General features: G+C 66.7%; 20 protein-coding genes and 1 other annotated feature. Of the genes, 9 read left to right on the top strand and 11 right to left on the bottom strand.

Annotation, left to right across the window (positions count from 1 at the left end; genetic code table 11):
* The first annotated feature begins 25 nt into the window (after nt 1–25).
* The 3 genes from HNP51_RS06985 to HNP51_RS18960 all read left to right on the top strand — a co-directional run bounded on the left by HNP51_RS06985 (nt 26) and on the right by HNP51_RS18960 (nt 1,434).
* Nucleotides 26–220 (top strand): hypothetical protein, encoded by a 195-nt coding sequence (locus HNP51_RS06985; protein ID WP_184268475.1) that lies wholly within the window; start codon nt 26–28, stop codon nt 218–220.
* 109 nt (nt 221–329) lie between these two features.
* Nucleotides 330–527: a hypothetical protein gene (locus tag HNP51_RS06980; RefSeq protein ID WP_184268473.1), complete on the top strand. Its 198-nt coding sequence runs from the start codon at nt 330–332 to the stop codon at nt 525–527.
* Nucleotides 528–621: 94 nt separating this feature from the next.
* Nucleotides 622–1,434 (top strand): histidine phosphatase family protein, encoded by an 813-nt coding sequence (locus HNP51_RS18960; protein ID WP_184268471.1) that lies wholly within the window; start codon nt 622–624, stop codon nt 1,432–1,434.
* Here the strand turns inward: HNP51_RS18960 and HNP51_RS06970 are convergent.
* From HNP51_RS06970 to HNP51_RS06950, 5 genes are all read right to left on the bottom strand, one after another.
* On the bottom strand, nt 1,367–2,272 hold the full coding sequence (locus HNP51_RS06970) for a manganese catalase family protein (protein WP_184268469.1): 906 nt from the start codon (nt 2,270–2,272) through the stop codon (nt 1,367–1,369). The two genes, HNP51_RS18960 and HNP51_RS06970, sit on opposite strands and share 68 nt — an antisense overlap.
* 54 nt (nt 2,273–2,326) lie before the next feature.
* The gene (locus tag HNP51_RS06965; protein WP_184268467.1) at nt 2,327–2,845 is read right to left on the bottom strand and encodes a ferritin-like domain-containing protein; all 519 of its coding nucleotides are present in this window, start codon (nt 2,843–2,845) and stop codon (nt 2,327–2,329) included.
* A 77-nt stretch (nt 2,846–2,922) separates the two neighbouring features.
* Entirely contained in the window at nt 2,923–3,747 is an 825-nt protein-coding gene (locus tag HNP51_RS06960; protein WP_260398370.1) for a cyanophycinase, read from the bottom strand.
* The gene (gene cphA / locus HNP51_RS06955; protein ID WP_184268463.1) at nt 3,740–6,520 is read right to left on the bottom strand and encodes a cyanophycin synthetase; all 2,781 of its coding nucleotides are present in this window, start codon (nt 6,518–6,520) and stop codon (nt 3,740–3,742) included. Before cphA ends, HNP51_RS06960 begins: the two co-directional genes overlap by 8 nt.
* A complete protein-coding gene (locus HNP51_RS06950; protein WP_184268461.1) occupies nt 6,517–6,708 on the bottom strand; it encodes a hypothetical protein in 192 nt (63 codons plus the stop codon). Before HNP51_RS06950 ends, cphA begins: the two co-directional genes overlap by 4 nt.
* A 158-nt stretch (nt 6,709–6,866) precedes the next feature.
* Between HNP51_RS06950 and HNP51_RS06945 the strand changes: the two genes are divergently transcribed.
* The 3 genes from HNP51_RS06945 to HNP51_RS06935 all read left to right on the top strand — a co-directional run bounded on the left by HNP51_RS06945 (nt 6,867) and on the right by HNP51_RS06935 (nt 9,326).
* A complete protein-coding gene (locus HNP51_RS06945; protein ID WP_260398369.1) occupies nt 6,867–7,781 on the top strand; it encodes an iron-containing redox enzyme family protein in 915 nt (304 codons plus the stop codon).
* Nucleotides 7,778–8,704, top strand: a complete 927-nt coding sequence (locus HNP51_RS18825) for a methyltransferase (RefSeq protein ID WP_184268459.1) — start codon at nt 7,778–7,780, stop codon at nt 8,702–8,704. The genes HNP51_RS06945 and HNP51_RS18825 overlap by 4 nt, the downstream gene beginning before the upstream one ends.
* A 94-nt stretch (nt 8,705–8,798) precedes the next feature.
* Nucleotides 8,799–9,326, top strand: coding sequence for a hemerythrin domain-containing protein (locus tag HNP51_RS06935; protein WP_184268457.1), 528 nt, complete (start codon nt 8,799–8,801; stop codon nt 9,324–9,326).
* Between the two features lie 350 nt (nt 9,327–9,676).
* On the opposite strand, the gene trhA is transcribed toward HNP51_RS06935, so the two are convergent.
* Complete coding sequence (gene trhA, locus HNP51_RS06930; RefSeq protein ID WP_184269125.1) at nt 9,677–10,330, bottom strand: PAQR family membrane homeostasis protein TrhA; 654 nt, start codon at nt 10,328–10,330, stop codon at nt 9,677–9,679.
* 117 nt (nt 10,331–10,447) lie between these two features.
* On the opposite strand from trhA, the gene HNP51_RS06925 reads away from it, so the two are divergent.
* Nucleotides 10,448–11,188 carry a glutathione S-transferase gene (locus HNP51_RS06925; RefSeq protein ID WP_184268455.1) on the top strand — a complete coding sequence of 247 codons (741 nt, stop codon included), beginning with the start codon at nt 10,448–10,450 and terminating at the stop codon, nt 11,186–11,188.
* 175 nt (nt 11,189–11,363) lie between these two features.
* Here HNP51_RS06925 and HNP51_RS06920 read toward each other — a convergent pair whose 3' ends face one another.
* The 4 genes from HNP51_RS06920 to HNP51_RS06905 form a co-directional block, all read right to left on the bottom strand.
* Nucleotides 11,364–11,627 (bottom strand): DUF6894 family protein, encoded by a 264-nt coding sequence (locus HNP51_RS06920; RefSeq protein WP_184268453.1) that lies wholly within the window; start codon nt 11,625–11,627, stop codon nt 11,364–11,366.
* Nucleotides 11,628–11,856: 229 nt separating this feature from the next.
* Nucleotides 11,857–12,948, bottom strand: coding sequence for a sensor histidine kinase (locus HNP51_RS06915; RefSeq protein ID WP_260398368.1), 1,092 nt, complete (start codon nt 12,946–12,948; stop codon nt 11,857–11,859).
* Nucleotides 12,949–13,077: 129 nt separating this feature from the next.
* On the bottom strand, nt 13,078–13,680 hold the full coding sequence (locus tag HNP51_RS06910) for a cysteine hydrolase (RefSeq protein ID WP_184268449.1): 603 nt from the start codon (nt 13,678–13,680) through the stop codon (nt 13,078–13,080).
* Between the two features lie 906 nt (nt 13,681–14,586).
* A complete protein-coding gene (locus tag HNP51_RS06905; RefSeq protein WP_184268447.1) occupies nt 14,587–14,814 on the bottom strand; it encodes a hypothetical protein in 228 nt (75 codons plus the stop codon).
* Nucleotides 14,815–15,003: 189 nt separating this feature from the next.
* Between HNP51_RS06905 and HNP51_RS06900 the strand changes: the two genes are divergently transcribed.
* Nucleotides 15,004–15,801 (top strand): Crp/Fnr family transcriptional regulator, encoded by a 798-nt coding sequence (locus HNP51_RS06900; RefSeq protein ID WP_184268445.1) that lies wholly within the window; start codon nt 15,004–15,006, stop codon nt 15,799–15,801.
* 522 nt (nt 15,802–16,323) lie between these two features.
* Here the strand turns inward: HNP51_RS06900 and HNP51_RS06895 are convergent.
* Nucleotides 16,324–16,560, bottom strand: a complete 237-nt coding sequence (locus HNP51_RS06895; RefSeq protein ID WP_184268443.1) for a hypothetical protein — start codon at nt 16,558–16,560, stop codon at nt 16,324–16,326.
* Between the two features lie 242 nt (nt 16,561–16,802).
* Nucleotides 16,803–16,866 (top strand) — a sequence feature (sul1 is cis-regulatory element that is thought to sense ions involved in sulfur or methionine metabolism; They are found in Alphaproteobacteria).
* Nucleotides 16,867–16,930: 64 nt separating this feature from the next.
* Here HNP51_RS06895 and HNP51_RS06890 point away from each other — a divergent pair.
* Entirely contained in the window at nt 16,931–18,406 is a 1,476-nt protein-coding gene (locus HNP51_RS06890) for a SulP family inorganic anion transporter (protein WP_184268441.1), read from the top strand.
* The last annotated feature ends 22 nt before the right edge of the window (nt 18,407–18,428 follow it).

The raw sequence follows: 18,428 nt of genomic DNA, 5'->3' as shown, positions 1-18,428 counted from the left end.
ACCGAGCCTGAAGGAAAGCGCTCCGATGAAGTCCGCCGACAAGCCGCCAGTCCTGCGCAACCCCCGGCGGCTCCTGCAGTTCGGAGGCCTTCTCCTTCTGCTGCTGGCTCTTGTCTACCTCGGCACGGCGTTGACGGGGTTTCTGAGAAATCAGGAAAAGCAGCCTGACCCGCGGATGACGGGCGCCGAGGCGCCCCTTGAGCGAGCCGTAGGCGACTGAGGTCCCTGCGCCTTGCGCCGATCGAAGAGTCGGGAGCCGGACCCATGGAGCGCCGCCACGAGGGTCTCGTTACGCCCTCCCGATGACCGGAAAGGAGACCGTCAGTTCGATGTTTGCGGATCGCGTCTACGATCAGGACTTCTTCGCCGCCATGGCCGACCGCGGCTTCTATGTCTTCACATCCTCGCCTTGCCATGCGGCGGCGAGGCCCATGGCGCCGGTGTCTCCCCGCACGCCCCTGAACCAATGCGCTCCGGCCGCCGCAGACGCCATTCCGGCCGCCTCTCCGCTGGCGGAAGCGGCTTGAGCCTGGAGAGCGGCTGCGGCGTCCCTGCACGAGCAGGCGAGGCGCCGCCGGCGATATCCGAGCATGCCGGGCGCTGCCCGCCGCGAAATCCCACATGACCGCCGCCTCTCGCTGGCCAGCGGCCCTCTGGCTGGTCCGCCATGGGCAAAGCGCCGGCAATGTCGCGCTAGAGGCCGCCCATGCCGCGGGTCATGATCGTATCAAGCTGGAAATGCGGGACGCCGACGTCCCCCTGAGCGCCCAGGGCCTTGTCCAGGCCCAGGCCCTCGGGACCTGGTTCGCAAACCTCCCGGTCCATCAGCGTCCGGAAGTCGTCCTGGCTTCACCCTATCGGCGCGCTTGGGAAACCGCGGAAGCCATTCGAGCCGCCGGCGGTCTGGCGGGGGCAGCCACCGCCCTTTGCGAGGACGAGCGCCTTCGCGAACGGGAGTTCGGGGTCCTGGACCGGCTCACCACGTCAGGCGTGGCGGAGCTCTTTCCGGATCAGGCCGAAGCGCGTCGCCTCCTGGGAAAATTCTACCATCGGCCGCCCGGGGGCGAGAGCTGGTGCGACGTCATCCTGAGGCTTCGAAGCGCCCTGGACACCCTCAGCCTGCACCACGCGGGCAAGCGAGTCCTGATCATCGGCCATCAGGTCGTCGTCCTCTGTCTCCGCTATCCACGCTTCCGTCGCCAGGTCGACCTGCACGGCTTCCACGTTCGCGCCCACGGCTTCAAGACCCTCCCGAGCATCGGACAGGTCGGTCATGCTCTTGCTCCTCGTGCGTCTTGCAGCGCTCAGTCGCTCGGCGGCGGGACATGCGGGCGCCACGGAGCGCCCGCATGTCCCGCAATCCTCGTCAAGCCGGAGCCTCCATGGGCGTTGTGCGCCCGGCCCCGGGACCGGCGCCGAGGTCGGCCCCGGTGATCGGATTGGCTGAAGGATCGGACTGGGTGCGGGCCGCAAAGGCCTGAACCGTCTTCTTGTCAGCCGCCGACAGCTTGACCGAGGCGTCGCCCGCGCCGCCGTCCACCGCCGCCTGGGCTTCGCGGTCGTCCACGACCTCCCACTGCTCGCCCTCGTTCCAGGACCCGCTCGCATCCCCCTCCCCCTGGGACATGTTGTAGTATTTGTCGGCGAAGTCCGGATGACCGGGAAGCTTGCCGGGCGGGAAGTTGGCGGGGATGGCGTAGAGCGCCTTCTCGAAGGACTTCTGGTGGGCCACCTCCCGCGTCATGAGGAAGGTCAGGGCGTCCTTGATTCCCGCATCATCGGTGACGTTGATCAGTCGCTCATAGACGATCTTGGCCCGGGATTCGGCGGCGATATTGGAGCGCAGATCGCAAGCCGGATCGCCGATGGAGTCGATATAGGCCGCTGTCCAGGGCACGCCGGCGGAGTTGATCAGGGCCGTGCCGCCGCCATAGAGAATGGACATGGTGTGGCTTTCCCCGCCCGAGGTCATGCTGGCGTAGAGGTCCGCTTCCTCCTCCGCGGCTTCCGCGAGCTTCCCCTTGCCCCCCCGATTGAGCATGGCGACGATCGAGCCGATGATCTCTAGGTGGCTCAGTTCCTCCGTGGCGATGTCCATCAGCAGGTCGCGACGCCCCACGTCCTCGTCGGCCAACCCCTGGGTGAAGTAGCGCATCGCCGCGGCCAGTTCGCCCTGCGGACCGCCGAACTGTTCGAGCATGAGAGTGGCCAGGGCCGGATTAGGTTCGGCGACCGGAACCGTATACATCAGCTTCTTGTTATGCATGAACATGAAGATTCATCCTATTGACGATAATCAGAATATTGAAAAACTCGGCTAGAGGGCTCAGCGGCTGGCGTTTTCACCCGCGCGTCTGAGCTCGAGGTGTTTCTCGACCAGCATGGGCAGGCTTTCGTCGACCCAACGCGCCATGCGCAGCTCCTCCTCGAGGGTGGCGTTGAGGGGGTCATAGGCCGCCTCATAGCCCCCGCTGTGAGCCAGAAGGATCAGGGCCCGGTAGGAGGCCGCCTCGAAATTCTCGAAGGCGTAGTTGGCGAAGGCGTTCTTCAGGATCTCGTCTTCGGCGAAGCTGTGGCTCATGGCCGCCAGATGGCCGCCAAGCGAGAGGGCGGCGTCCTTGAGGCCCGACGGCTTCTCGTCGAAGCCGTCCAGCAGAGTCTCCAGACGGAGGATCTGTCCCTCGGTCTCGAGACGGTGGGCCTTCAGCCTGGCGGCGACCTCGGTGAAGTTCCGGGCCCGGTCGATCTGGCGATCCATCAGGGCCAGGGCCTGGTTTTCCACGGCGCGGGCGTTCTTGAGGCCTGTCACGAAGACGTCGCGCCAGACGTCGTCAGCATTGGTCATGTCGGCGTCCCTCCTTGCAGTCGGTTCAGGAGGCTAACCCCCGGGACCGACGCCGGGGCCGACGTGTCGGGTTCTGGTCACGGCGGATCGCCGCTCCCGCCCTTCGCTTGCGGACCCGCGCGCTGCGGACGACGGCGGTCAAGGTCGAAGCCGTCGTCCCGGGACAGGACGTGGAGGCGGACATCGAACATGGACAGGACGTCCTCGGCGCCGCCTTCCGAGATATTGGAATGGGTCGCGTCCTCCCCGTCCACGACATAGACGGCGCCGTCCCCGAGCACCCGCAGCCGCCCGTGCTCGACCACCACAGCCGTGTTTTCGTCGATGCCCAGGCCCATGAGCCGCGGATTGTGGGCCACCGCGCCCAGCAGCCGGCCGAACCGTCCCCTTTCGGCGAAATGCTGGTCGATGATGACATTGGAGAGCAGGCCCAGTCCTGGAGCCATGTGCACCTCGCCGATCCTATAGGTCTCCGCGCTCGGTCCCTTGACGAGCATGGTCTCGCTCATCACCGAAGCCCCCGCCGACGTGCCTGCGATCAGGCCCCCGCGCGCATGGAGATCGCGAATGCGTCGTTCGATTGGCGTGTCGCCGATCTGGCTGGCGAGCCTGAGCTGGTCGCCGCCGCTGAAGAAGACGCCCGCGGCGCCGTCAAGCCGGTCGAGAAGGTCCTGCTCATGGCTTTCGGCGCGGTCCTCGACGTAGAGCTCGATCAGTTCCCCGACGCCGAGGCCCTTGAAGCCTTCCCGATAGCTGTCGAAATAGCCTTCGGGTTCATGGGAGGCGATGGTCGCGATCACCAGCTTGCCGCCGTCGAGGCGCCGGGCGACCTCGCTGAGGATGACCCGCTCGCCGGTCTTGTCCTCATGCCCGCCGATGATGATCAGGGGGCCCTCACCCATGGGGAGGCTCCAGGATGACGCCGGGCGCATTCAGGCCCAGGGCCGAGGACGGGACGGAAGGACGGAAGGCCAGGATCTGCGCCCACACCGCTTCGATACGAGTCGGCGTGAGAACGACGAGGTCCCCGGGTCTCGCCGCTTCAAGGCATGCAGCCACGGCCTCCTCCTCCTTTTGCACGCCGCGGAAACGTGACGCGTCCGCGCCGCTGCGCAGCGCGCCTTCGGCGAGGAGGCGAATCACGTCGCCGGCGGGACGACCGCGGTTGTCGGGCGTCTCCCTGAAGACGACTTCGTCGAAGAAGCTTGCGCTGATCTCGCCCATGGCGACGATCTCCTGCGTCCGCCGGTCGCCGGGGATGCTGATCATGGCGATGGTCCGTCCCCCGGCGGGCCGGATGGCGGCCACGAGGGCGCCGAGCGCCCGAAGGCCATCCGGATTGTGGGCGTAGTCCATGATGACCCGGAAGCCGTGCTGATCACAGATGTTGAGGCGACCGGGATTTTGCTCATAGCTGGATGTGAAGCCGGCCAGGGCTCGGCCGATCCGCTCCGGAGGCACGCCCACGCCGTAGCAGGCCGCCGCAGCCGCCAGGCTGTTCGCCACATTGAAGGCCGCCGCCCCGCCCAGGGTCGAGGGCAGGTCGGCCGCATGGGCCAGCCGGCGGCGCTCGCCCCGGTCGTGAAGCTCGAACGCTCCGCTTGCGGCGTCATAGAGGACTGCGGCGCCGCCTTCGGCCACATGCTTCAGCAGGAAGCCCGGCGTCTCGGCGCCGCCCCGCATGGAGAACCAGCAGACCCGACCGCCGGCATGGCGCGCCATGCGCAGGGTCAGGGGATCATCGGCGTTGAGGACGCTCAATCCCCGTCGGGACACGGCCTCGGCCACCACCGACTTGACCTTCGCCAGATCCTCCAGCGTGTCCACCCCCTTGAGCCCCAGATGGTCGGGCTGGACGTTGAGGACGCAGCCGACGTCGCAGCGGTCGAAGGCCAGGCCCTCGCGCAGGATGCCCCCTCGGGCGCATTCCAGCACCGCGACATCGACGACGGGATCATTAAGCACCATCCGGGCGCTGCGCGGGCCGCTGGCGTCGCCGGCGCGGATCCTCTCCCCGTCGACATAGACGCCGCTGGTGTTGGTCAGGCCCACGACCCGTCCTTCCGCCTGAAGCACATGGGCGATCATCCGGCCCACGGTCGATTTCCCGTTGGTGCCCGTCACTGCGATCACCGGAATGCGGGACGGGACGCCCCGCGGAAACATCATGTCGATGATCGGCCGGGCGACGTCTCTCGTCTCGCCCTCCGAAGGCGACAGATGCATGCGCAGTCCCGGCGCCGCATTGACCTCGACCACGCCCCCGCCGGTGTCGCGCACCGAGCGGCGGATGTCCGGCGCCAGAAGATCCACCCCGGCCACGTCCAGGCCCAGGGCCAGGGCGGCCCGCCGGGCGATGGCGGCGTTGGCCGGATGAATCTCGTCGGTCCGGTCCGTCGCGGTCCCGCCCGAGGAGAGGTTGGCGGCGGTTCGCAGCAGGACCCTGGCGCCGGGCTGCGGGACGCTCTCGGGCGACAGGCCCTGGCGGGCGAGGAGAGTCAGCGCCTCCTCGTCGAGGCGGATCCGGGTCAGGCTGTTCTCATGGCCGACGCCCCGGCGCGGATCGGCGTTGACCTCTTCGACCAGCTCGGCCACCGACCGGCGGCCGTCGCCCTCGATGCAGGGCGGGCGGCGCTCGGCGACGGCGACGACCCTGCCGTCGACCACCAGGACCCGGTAATCCCGGCCCGGAAGCTCCTGCTCGACGATGACCCGCCGACTATGCGGCGCAGCGAGGGCGAAGGCCTTCCTGACGGCCTCGGACGTGTCCAGACCTGTGGTCACGCCGCGTCCGTGGTTGCTGTCTAGCGGCTTGACCACGACCCTGCCGCCCAGGCGCACGGCGGCGGCGGCGGCCTCGTCCGCAGTGCGCACCACCTCCCCGCGCGCGGTCGGACAGGCTACGGCCTCGAGCAGGGCCTTGGCCTGGGCCTTGTCGCCCGCCAGTTCGGCCGCGATCAGGCCCGTGCGGTCCGTCACGCTGGCGCGCAGGCGCCTCTGCCGCGCGCCCCATCCCAGGCGCAGAAGGCTCCCGGTGTTAAGGCGCTCCACAGGGATCCCCCGGCGTCGCGCGGCGTCGACCAGGGCCTGGGTCGAGGGGCCCAAGGCCGTCCGTCGGACCGCGTCACGGAGAATGTCCGCCGCCTCGTCAGCCTGGACGGCGCCCGCCAGGCGCGGATCCAGGCTGTCCGCGCAGATCCGGTCCAGACCGCCGACGCCGGCGAGGGCCTCCGGCAGCAAGCCGTTGCAGATTTGCAGGGCCAGCCGCCCGGCCAGGAGGGCCGTGGTCTCGTCGCGATAGGTGAAGAGGATGTCGTAGACCCCCGGCTGACCGCGAACCGAACGCGTCTTGCCGCGGGTGACAGGGGTTCCTGCGCGGGTCTGCAGTTCAAGCGCGACGTGCTCCACGACATGTCCGAACCAGGTCCCGTCGCGGAGACGACGGACAAATCCGCCCGGCTCGCCGTAGCAGCATCCATGCCGATCCAGACCGGGAAGGGCCTCCAGCAGGCGGGTCGTGAAGTCGCCGAGCCGGTCTGTCGGCCAGTCCTCCATCCGCCCCAGATCCAGGCGGATGCGCGCCATGGGTCGGGCGCTGTAAAGGTGGGGGCCGCGATAGAGGCTCCGCTCCAGGACCTGCATCGTCAGTTCTCCGGTCGCCGTCGTCGTGCTCATGCAGCCAGCTCGCGAGGCGCGTGTTCGGTCATGCCGCGCACCAGGGCGCGAACCACCATGGCGGCGGCCACGGCGCGAGACGGGGCCTGGCCGGCGACAAGGGCCGCCCCGGCTATCGGGTCCGCCACGGCCCAATTCCAGGTCTCCCCAACCCGGCTGATCGTCCAGCTAAATCCTGCGTCTTCCATTCGGCGCCTCCCTGAAGGACTGGATGAACCGACTGTCCCGGACCCAGTTCCACTGTCTGAAACCGGACACGCAGACAGGGATTTGGCCGCCTCCGGACCGAGCGGGAACCCGGGGTCGCGACGAGACGTATGGCAGTCCCAAGTCACAGGAGCCTTTCATGTCCCCAGAGGGTCCAGCCTCGCTACTCGCCGCCGATCCTTCGGACCCGGCAGGCTTTCATCGTCGGTTGGCGCACTGGAACCACCGTCGCCTCGCCCCGTCCACGCCTCGTCCCGCATGGCGCGACGATCTGCGCCGTGATGCGGAGATGATGCTGGTCGAAGGCGACTTCATCGAACGCGCCCGGGCCGAGGCAGCGCCCTGGCTCGCCGACCTGCCGACCACGGCCGACGCCTTCGTCGCCTGGTTCGAGGCGCTCAAGGGCTCCGGTCCCGGAGAGGCGGACCCGCTCTTCCCCTGGCTGGCCGAGACGGCGTCGATGGAGGAGATGCGCTGGTTCCTGCTGCAGGAGGTGGCGGGCGAGGCCGGCTTCGAGGACCTTGTGGCCATGGCCCAGGTCAAGATGCCGACCCGTCCCAAGCTCGAGCTGGCGCGCAACTATTGGGATGAGATGGGCCGCGGGTCGGAAGCCGGCATGCACGGTCCGATGCTGGACCGTCTCGCCGCGGCGCTCGACCTGAATCCCCGGATCGAGGAAACGGTCTGGCCGTCCCTCGCCCTCGGCAATACCCTCGTCGCCTTCTCAACCCAGAGACGCTACGCCTACCACGCCCTCGGGGCCCTGGGGGCGGTCGAGCTCACGGCCCCCTGGCGAGCCGCCCATGTGGCCGAGGGCCTGAAGCGGCTCGGCGTCGGGGTGGAGCGCAAGTATTTCGCCCTTCACGCCACCCTGGACATCGCCCATTCCGAGGCCTGGAACGAGGAGGTGCTTCGTCCGCTGGCGGCGGAGCGGCCCGAGTGCGTCCGCGCCCTGGCTGAAGGCGCGATCATGCGGCTCATGGCCGGCGCCCGCTGTTTCGACGCCTACCGGGCCCATCTCTGGGGTGCAGCCCCCCTGCGTCGCTCCGCGTGACGGCGCAGGTCCTTTCGCCCGGCGACGCCGCCCTCCTCGATCTTCTCTCCCGCCTGGACGCCGACGGATATGACTTCGTCTCGCCCACGCCGGCCGTTCATGGCCTGGTCGCGCGACGGCGACGGGCGGAAAAACCGGATATCCTTCGGGACATCCTCGGCTGGGGCCGCATCTTTGGTCCGGAGACGGCGCCTGCATGGCTTCTCCAGGCCCTGACCGTGGCCGAGGCGCTTACCGAGGAAGCCGACGGCCTGCGTGCGACGCTTCGCGTGAGCCGTCTGGACGGACGCCTGCACCTGCATTCCGCCTCATCCTCGTCCGAGCAGGCCGTCTTCCTGGGACCCGACAGCTACCGCTACGTCCGTTTCCTGCGCCAGGTCTTGTCCGGCGCCTCGTGGCGAAAAGCCCTCGAGATCGGGGTCGGCGCCGGGGCCGGAGCCCTGGCCATCGCCGGACTCCATCCGGAAGCCGATGTCGTCGCCACCGATATCAACCCCCGGGCCCTTCGCCTCAGCCGGCTCAACGCCCGGCATGCGGGCCTCCGTCTCGACCTCCGTCCGGGCGGCTTTCCGGCCCAGGGCGCCTGGAACCTGATCATCGCCAACCCGCCCTATATGGAAGGACGCAGCGGACGCCTGTATCGCGATGGCGGCAGTCAATATGGAGCCGAGGTCGCTTTGAACTGGGCGAGCGAAGCCTTTTCCCGCCTCGCGCCCGGCGGACGCTTCGTGCTCTACACCGGCGCCCCGGTCGTGGCGGGCGAGGATCTGGTGCGCGCCGCCCTCCTGACCCAGGCGCGCCGGCGCGGGGCGCAGCTGGTTTATGAGGAGATTGATCCTGACGTCTTCGGGGCCAGCCTCGCCCGGTCCTCCTACGCCGAGGTCGAACGCATCGCCGCCGTCGGCGCCGTCATCACCGTCTGACGGACGGTCCCGGGCTGTGTCGGCTTCAGGTCTCAGCCGACCGGCCTGTTCTCGGATCGTTAGGCCTGTCTGAAGCCATAGGGAGAAGAACGACATGTCCGTCATCGACAGGGCCATCGCCTCCATCACGCCCGTGCCCTCGGCGGAAAAGAGGGCGGAGGCCACGGCGGCCGCGCGGGACGCCGCTGTTCCCGGAGACTGGTTGTCGACAGCCCTGGATCATCATGAGGCGATCCGGGCGGCGTTCCGGTCCGGTCGAGACGCTGCTCCGGGCGAGGAGCGTCTGGCGGCGCGCGACGCTCTGGCCCTTGTCCTCAATGGTCACAGCCTGGCGGAGGAACTGGTGCTCTGTCCGGCCATGGCCCGCACGGCCACAAGAGCCAGGCCGGGCTGGCCTATGGCGAGCAGACCGCCGCCAAAGATGCAGATGGCCGAACTGGAGGCCATCGCGCCGGACTCGCAGGCATGGCTCGACAAGTGGGAGCATGTCGAGGGCGCCGTCCTGACCCATATGTATGAGGAAGAGCACGGCTGGTTTCTCCACCTGAAGGCCCATGCCAAGGACCAGGATCAACTGAAGACCCGCTATCTCCAGGAATTCGATCGCTACGTCGGCGGCTGACCCTGGAGGTCGCCCACGGCGCCCGGACACCTGCGGGAGACCGCCCTGTTGATCAGAGGTGCAATGGACAGTCTATGCGTTCGATTTAACGCGGCCCAACCTCGTGACCGCGCCACGAGTGAGGCGAGTGATCCTCGCACGCGAGGACCGAGCCGGGTCCGCCTCCTCTCGATGCGAGTCTGCAGGGTTGGATGCGTCTTCGAAGAGATAGAACCCCGCCGCCACGAGGTCTTCGCGAAGGACATCCGGGAGCGCCATGCCCAGACAAGTAGAACCGGGGTGCGGCGGTTGCAGCGCGCACGCCCTGTTGATGTCCGCGTGAAACCCGGCGATCAGCGCCAGCGCCCCTGTCAGGATGTCGTCAGCACCACGCCGACCAGGACCGCCGCCCAATGCACGCTGGCCGCCGCCACCACATGGCCATGCCAGACCGCCCGGAACCAGCCGAGCTTCTTGCGCACATAGAAGACCGCGCCGGACATGTAGAGGGCGCCGCCCACGGCGAGGAGCAGCAGGGCGATCCAGGAACCGTGAGCGATCATCGGCTTGAAGGCGATCACCACGAGCCAGCTCAGGGCGATGTAGAGGACGATCCAGAACCGGCGACCGACGCCCGGAAGGAACAGCTTCCCCAAGGCCCCCAGGATGGCCAGGCTCCACACCGCCGCCGTCATGCCCCAGGCCCAGGCGCCGGTGAGGTTGTGGGTGGTGAAGGGCGTGTAAGAGCCTGCGATCATCAGGAAGATGCCCGCATGATCGAGACGCCGCAGAAGCGGACGCCACCTGGGCGCTGCGAAATTATAGGCGGTCGAGAAGCCCAGCATGGCCAGCATGCCGACCGCATAGACGCAGACGGCCAGCACCAGACCAAGACTGCCCTTGGCGACGGACAGTCCGAGCAGCACGCCGCCGCCGAACAGGGCGAAGGCCAGGCCGACGATATGCACCACCAGGTCGGCGGACCTGGCGCGCGACGTCGGATAATGCCTCGGCGGAAGGGTCATCTGGGTCACATCTCGAACCTAACACATAATCCCGCCGACGAATGAACTCCTCACGCGCCCATTGAACGCCTCCCGGCTCCGACGCGTTGAGCGAGCCACGACCCATGGGAGGTCCAGATGGCCGACTATACCCTCTACTACTGGTCCGCGCCCTTTCGCGGCCAGTTCGTGCGCGCCGTTCTGGCCTATGCCGACAAGACCTGGACCGAGCCGGGCGACGACGCCATAGTCGCCCTCATGGAGGGGCCGATTGAGGCCATGCCGGTCCCCTTCATGGGTCCGCCCGTCCTGGTGGACGAAACCGCCGGCGTCGCCCTCTCGCAGACGCCGGCGATCCTCTTCTACCTGGGCGAAACGCTGGGCCTTCTCCCCGCCGCCCCTGCCCTACGCGCCCTGACGCTCAACGTGGCTATCGACGCCAACGACCTCATCGACGACCTCACCCTGGACGGCGGACGTCTGATGTGGACAGACGCGCGCTGGAGGGACTTCATCCCTCGCCTGCGAAAATGGATGGGCCTGTGGGAGGACCTGGGACGCCGCCATGGCCTCAGCGCTGACGCCGGCTATCTGCTGGGCGGCGACGCCCCGGGCGTGGCCGATGTCGTCACCGCGACCCTGTGGTCGACGCTGAACGAACGCTTCCCGCCGATCGCGGCGATGCTGGAGGACGCCGCTCCCGCGACAGCCGGATTGACCCGCCGCGTCTCGGCCCAGCCCGCACTCGCCGATCTAACCGCCCGCGCGCGTCGCGAATACGGCGACCTCTATTGCGGCGGCCGGATCGAACAGTCTCTTCGCCAGGTCTTGCGGACAGCCGGAGCTTCAGCCGCCTTTGCCCATGAAGGTCCGCCCTGATCCTCGCCGCCGTCAGACCCCGGCCCGCCATCCGGAACCGCCCTCCTCGATCACGGGAAATGATCCAGGGCGCTTCGCCGCCCCATCATTGCAAAGCTGAGCCGCAAGCCTCTTGAAACGCTGCCGCACCATTCTGGACTCGTCATGATGGAGGCCCGGAAAGGGAGGAAGGTCTTCACGAGCCGTCATCCGGCACCAGACCCCGAAGATGGGGAGCGAGGGTGGCGATTATCTCGAGGTTGCAGATCGCATGGCCCGCGGCGGTGTACACCGCCATGCAGGCCCTCCCGGTGCGCCAGATCTTCTGACCATCATCTGACAGCAACTCCCCGAGCGTTTGCGCGCCCTGTATCTGAGCCTGCTGCAACGAAGGCAATTCGTAGGTCCATTTCAGAGGCTCCCCGATGCCGTCGTCAGTTTCAAATATATAAACGGACATAGAAGTCGCCTTAAAAGCGGCCGACAAGCGGCCTACCCAAAACCGCCTTCAGTCCGCATTGTTGCGAAAAGTCGCCTGAGCGACTTTCGATCTGCGCCAGCGTCTCGCCTACCGGCCGTCGTGAATCCGGGATGCAAGCGTCTTCTCGGCCATGATGCTCTCTTTTGCGGGGTGGTGGGCCGAAAGACCGTCCCGCCAGGCGGGGGTCTCCTGAACGTCCGGGACAGCCCTATCTCTCCGTCAGGCCGGGGCTTTGCGCCCTCTGTCCAAAACCGGTTCCATCCATCCCGCCCCCCTTTCCGGGCTTCGCAAGACTGGCTCCCGGATCGGTCGCGGACATCCCTCCCGAACGCGCAGAACAACCCTCGACGAGTTGGAGAGAAAGAGAACACTGGAGACCCGCAGGACGGTAGTCGATACGGGCCTCGCCCTGGCCCCTCGAGAAGCTCTTCTCGATAAGTCGGGTCCCGAATCCCCGGCGTTCCGGAAGCGTCACCGGCGGCCCCCCGCTTTCACGCCAGAGCATGACCAGAGACCGGCGGCCCATCCCGTCAAATCCCAGGTTCCAGCTAAGATGGATGCGTCCTGACTCGGTGCTGAGCGCGCCGTACTTGGCCGCATTGGTGATCAGTTCGTGGAGCACTAACGACAGGGCCACGGCCTGAGACGGATGGAGCCGGGTCCTCAGCCCCGCCACCACAAAGGGCGAAGGCTGCCGATCATAGGGGCGGATCGCCTCAATCACGAGAGCGTCGAGGTCAGCGCCCGCCCAGTTTTCATCGACAAGGACGTTGTGGGCCCGGGACAGGGCTATGAACCTCTCCGCCAGTTCACGTCGGACGGCCTCGGTCACGCCGGCGTTGCGAAGGGTCTGTTCTGCGACGGACTGGACGGTGGCGAGGGTGTTTTTCACTCGATGATTCAATTCATTCAGAAGAAGCAGCCTCTGCTCTTCGGCCTGTTTCATCGGCGTCTCGTCGCGGAAGATCTTGACGAATTCGGCGCCGTTCACCTGCAGGGGCAGCACGGCGCCATTGGCCCAGAAGAGAGACCCGTCCTTGCGCCGATGCCAACGGCTGTCCTCCGCCGCGCCCAGCGCGCGAGCCGTCTCGATCTCATGCAGAGGCACGCCGGCCGCCCGGTCCGCTTCAGTGAAGATCAGCCCGATGTCAGCGCCGATGATCTCCGCAGCTTCATAACCGGTCACGGCCTCAGCGTCGGCCAGCCAGCGCGTCACCCGACCATCGGACCGGCATGTGACGATCCCGTAACCGCGAAGGCGCCGGATAATGCGTGCGGCCAGAGAGTCTTCATGGAGCATGAATCAGGGAACGCCCCAATGCGAATTTCACATGCTGTGTTCACCGCCCGACTCTTTCCCCATCCGCGTGTTTCGAGCTGAGCTGGACGCGTCTTCACGCAGACATGAGAGGAACCTGACCTTCGCCGTTCAGCGCCAGGCCTCCAGGACCTCCCCCGCCTCGGCCGTTTCGACCTGCTGGCTGTAACGATTGTGGTAGAGGCCGAGCAGGGCGTCATGGCTCTCGTCCGATGAACTGCAAAGCGCGTTCTCGACCACGACGACGCGATAGCCCAGGTCGACGGCTCCGAGCACCGTCGCCAGAACGCAGATGTCGGTTTCACCGCCCGTCACCACCAGGGTGTCCACCCCTCCCCGCGCCAGGGCTTCGTCCAGAAGCCCGCCTGACCAGGGCGAGTAAACCCGCTTGTCGAACAACCGCGCCGGCGGCGCAAAACCTTGCAGCGGCAGAGCCACTTCAACCGCTCCGGGGCCCAGTTGCTCAAGGGTCATGGCCGACCAGTGCTCCCAGTAGCCTCGCCAGCGGCCGCGCCCCTCTCCGGGATGGGCGGCCGGGATGAAGCGGGTGAAGCAGGTGCGCGCCGCTTGCCGTTCGCAGATCTCCACGATCACAGGCACGACCCGTTCCGCCCAGGGCATTCTCCATGGCGTGTCCTCCGCGAACATCCGCTGCATGTCGACGCACAGGTGCACGGCATTGCTCGGAATGATGTTGTTCAACCCCGAGCTCATCGTCAGTTCCGCCCCGTCATGACCCCCGCAAGGCGGGCGCCTGACGCCGCCCCCCGCCTCGACATCGTGCTCGATGTCTGCCTCGTCGTCATGCTCGTCTCCTCAAACCGCCAAACCCGGATCCTCTACCCAAAGCGGTCGCCCCGTCCGGCGTTCCCTAAGTTCTGGGACATCCAAGCCGTGTCGATGACCGTCTCCGACGAAGAGGGCCGCCTGCTCTTTCGTCTGGACCTGAGCGCGGTCACGCCTTCGAGAAGTGGCACGTCGATCGATTGATCTTCCAAAGAGCCGGGTTCAGAACCCGACTTTGGCATCCCGGCAAGCGTGACTGCTTCTCCCTGTCGGCGGCATGAGATGCTGGAAGACAGGTCGTCGCAGAACCGGATGGACAGGGCCAGACTTGCCGCCGCACTGGCGAACCGGGGCGTCTATCTTATTGCTCGGCAAAGTCCCTGCCACACGCCCTGGCTTCAGGCGTCGTCCCTTGCCCGGAGCAATCCGAAGCTCCGCACGATGGTCGCCTCCTCCAGAAATGACCCCGCCGACGCTCCTGGGGGTGGAGCGAAGCCAGGACCTTCAGACCGGAATCGCCGGGCGTTCACGGACGCCGTCGCAGAAGCAGTTCAGCGTTTGACTAACCCATGTTATCGCGCCGCTCGTGACGCCGCTCCAGTTTTGCCCCCTCCTGATCGGACAGGCGATGGAGTTCTGATATGTCCGTATGGCTCGCCCTGACGCGAAACCTGACGGCTATGGTCTTCGGCCGCGCGCCCAAGATGCGGACCAGGGTTCCGCGATCGGCTCCAGCCCAAGGCAAGCCAGACCTCGACGCCTCCAAGACGCCCGCCCCCCCGGACCGGCCCCGATCAGAGCCGGCGCTAGATGGGACTGGGCTCAAGGCAGGGCTCAATGCCGGGCGGCCTGCCGTCCCGACGTCGTTACGCCATCCCCCCCGGCCGTGACATTGAAGCGGAGTTCATCGTCCTCAAAAACGCGAGCCTCCTCGAAGACCCGGCTCGTCCCAAGGCGACGCTTGGCTTGAGCGGCCGCGGCCGAAGCGTCGGAGACGGCCACCGTCTCGGTCCGCAGCACGCCCGTGCCTCGGGCGCTGTAGCGGATGATGAACTGGGTCATGGGTCTCTCCTTGGATTTGCGGAAAATCCAAGACCTCACCTCCGCGTCGCGTTCCCAAAGACGCCTGCCCGACATTGGCCTCCACCATCTGGACGCCGGCGCGATGAAAGTTACATTCTCCTAACCTATGTAGGCGCGGCCTCTCCTCCAGGCGCGGATACTGACAGTGACAGTGACAGGGAGTACGATATGCAGACTTCGCAAAGCGTCACGCCTTTTCATACCGCCTCGCAGCGGGCGAACCTCGGCCTCCAGGATCACCCGGTCTTTCAGGCCTTGCCGCCCAGGGCCCAGGCGATCGCGGCCGAGAAAAGCATTCTGATTCATCTGGACTCCGGGGAGACGGCGCCGGGATCGGGCTGTCTCCATTTTGTTCTCGCCGGTGTTCTGGGTCTCTCTCCCGGAAACGAAAGGGTCTGCGTCTCCGCAGTCGTGGCGGGCGCCGTCTATGGATGGGATCGAGCGCTTGATCCGGATGCGCCCCTGCCCGTCGCGCGCGCCCTGATCGACACCCTCACCTGCCAAGTCCCGACGGCATGCATTGTCGATTCCATGGGGCGCGAATGGCTGACACGGCTGGTTGCGCGCCAGTCGCCCCGCCGTTTGCATTTTCTGGCCGAGGAGGCCGTCTGCAACGCCTCCCATCTGGTTGTCGAACGACTCGCCAAATGGCTCGTCCGGCTGCATTGCGGGGCCAATGGCGCGCCTCTTTCCCTGACCCAGGCCGATATCGGCGCCATGCTCGGGGTCCAGCGCACCAGCATCAACGCTGCAGCCGGTCGTCTTCAGACGGAAGGGCTCGTTCGTTTCGGTCGCGGCAAGGTGCAGATTCTCAATCTCGCCGGATTGCGCGCCGTTTCCTGCGGATGCGGCGAGGCCAGACCAGGCCAGCGCACGACCCTCGTGAAGCATAAGATGGAGGTTCCGTCCTGGTCGCCAGTCGCACACGGCGATGCCGCTGGCGTGCAACGAACCGTCGCTTCCTGAGACGTACGGCTCAGGCAATGTTCTTCGCGACGTTGGCGCAGCCTCGTCGAAGGCCAGACGATGAACGACCACCGGCCACCCTGCAGCTCATGAGGGCGGACGCAAAGGCGGCGCGGCATCTGCCGCCCGGTCCAAGGCCGATCGCTCGGCAGCCGCAAAAAAGGGCTGGGAGACCCGCCGCCGCTCCACGCATTGAGACCCGACAGGGTACGTGAACTATTCAAAGGCCGCGAGGACAACGCCGCCGCGCCGGGCGGCAAACAGTACGCCGCGACGTCCGACGAAGCGGTCAAACGCACAGATCTTAGCACGGCAGTCCCCTGGACCCGACGGCGAGGAAATCGGGAACACGTTCAAAAACCACTCGGGTGACCCGGGCTGTGGGCTGATCGATCCGGACACCGAAGACAAAGGGAAGACCTTTGTGCCCGGACCGTTTGCAAAGCTCATTCTCAGGAGAACGCGTCTGATGAACCTGTGACCTGAATCCGCCAAAGCCTCGAAAACTAAGGTAATAACGGATCAGAATCCCACCATCATCGGGGCGGTCTTCGGGACGACTGGGCGCGCCTGCAGACGTGCCGCCAGCGTCCTGGCAAAGGCGCGATGTGCCTCGCCTTCATCTTGGATCAAAAGCAGGACGCCGCGCCGGGCGTCAGAGACCCGGAAGCGGGGAAAATCTTTTCCGTTCTTCGTTGAACGGGGCAACCGCTCCAGTTGCACGCCGGCGCGGGAACGCAGCAGGGTCTTTTTCGGCATCGGAACCTCCTGAATCAACCATTCAGATCTGGACAGGCCAATGGGTTCCAGACGTCCGCTTTTCGACCCAGCGTTGCTAATCCGGGCCGTCTTGCAGCGGCTGGCCGTCTGTGTGGAACGGAATGACCGCCGGTCGCTCGGGCTTCACGCACCCGCCGCTGTCCTGAACGAAACGGCCGTCGCGGACATCCGGCGTCGCAGACTTGCCTTTTCAAGCGGCGGCCCGCATCAGACGTCCTCACCTCGGACCCGGACCTGCCTGCAGGCGACGGGTGGCTATCCCGTCCGCCGATCCGTCGGGAAACTTCGAGGCTGCCCATGACATCGGCCGAGCGCCGGGTCTTGCAGCCGACCTGAAGACGCAAATCCAATGACCCTCATCGCTTCCGCGCGTCAGCAATGGCTCGCCAGCCCCCGCCGTGACCTGCTGGCCGGGACCGTCGTGGCCCTGGCCCTCATCCCCGAGGCCATAGCCTTCTCCATCATCGCCGGGGTCGATCCGGCGGTCGGCCTCTACGCCAGCGTCATCATCGCTGTGACCATCTCCCTGGTCGGCGGGCGCCCGGCCATGATTTCCGCGGCTACCGGGGCCATGGCCCTGCTCATGGTCACGCTGGTGCGTGATCACGGGCTGGAATACCTGTTCGCCGCCTCGATCCTGTGCGGCCTATTCCAGATCGCCATCGGCCTGCTGAAACTGGGCCGCTATATCAAGTTCGTCAGTCGCAGCGTCATGACCGGCTTCGTCAACGCGCTCGCCATCCTCATCTTCCTGGCCCAGATGCCCGAGTTAATCGGAGGAGACTGGCGCACCTTCGCCCTCGTCGCCGCCGGCCTCGCCGTCATCTACGGCCTGCCGCGCCTCACTCGCGCCGTGCCGTCCGCCCTGGTCGCCATCCTCCTGCTCAGCGGCTTCGTCATCTGGACAGGCCTGGACGTCCGCACCGTCGGCGACATGGGCCAGATGCCCTCGACCCTGCCGATGTTCCACCTGCCCATGGTTCCCCTGACGTGGGAAACCTTCGCCATCATCGCCCCTGTTTCGGCCACCCTGGCCTTCGTCGGACTGCTGGAGAGCCTGCTGACCGCCAACCTGATCGACGACATCACCGACACCCCCTCAGACAAGGACCGGGAAACGCGGGGCCAGGGCATCGCCAACATCGCCTCCGGCTTTATGGGCGGCATGGCGGGTTGCGCCATGATCGGCCAGTCGATGATCAACGTCACCTCCGGCGCGCGAGGGCGACTGTCGACCCTGTGGGCGGGTCTCTTCCTCCTGTTCCTGATCCTGGTGCTGCAAGACTGGGTCGCGCGCATTCCCATGGCGGCCCTGGTGGCCGTCATGATCATGGTCTCGGTCGGCACCTTCGATTGGGGCTCGATCCGAAACCTGCGCACGACCCCGCTGCAATCCTCCGTGGTCATGATCGCCACGACCGGCACGGTGGTGGCCACCCATGACCTGTCCAAGGGCGTCGTCCTGGGGGTGGTCCTGTCGGCGATCTTCTTCATGCGCAAGATCGGCAAGACCCTGGTCGTGACCGAGGTCCCGACATCCGAACCAGGCGTGCTGCGCTACAGGGTTTCAGGCCAGGTCTTTTTTGCTTCCGCCGAGCTTTTCGCCGCCGGCTTCGAGCATCATGGACGTCCTGAACGGGTCGAGATCGACATGAGCGACGCTCATCTGTGGGACCTGACCGGCGTGGCCGCCCTGGACAAGGTGGTCTTCCGCTACCGTCGCCAAGGCGCCGTCGTCGAGGTCACGGGCCTGAACGCCGCCGGAAGCGCCCTGGTCGATCGGCTGGGCCGCTTCAACAAGGATAACCTGCCGTCGCAGGCGTGAGCCTGGCCGTGACCATTCCGCT

Origin of the sequence: Brevundimonas bullata (assembly GCF_014207965.1) — a bacterium.
GTDB classification, from domain to species: Bacteria; Pseudomonadota; Alphaproteobacteria; order Caulobacterales; family Caulobacteraceae; genus Brevundimonas; species Brevundimonas bullata_A.
The sequence above is the reverse complement of the archived record's forward strand: the minus strand, read 5'-3'. Positions and strand labels throughout refer to the sequence as shown.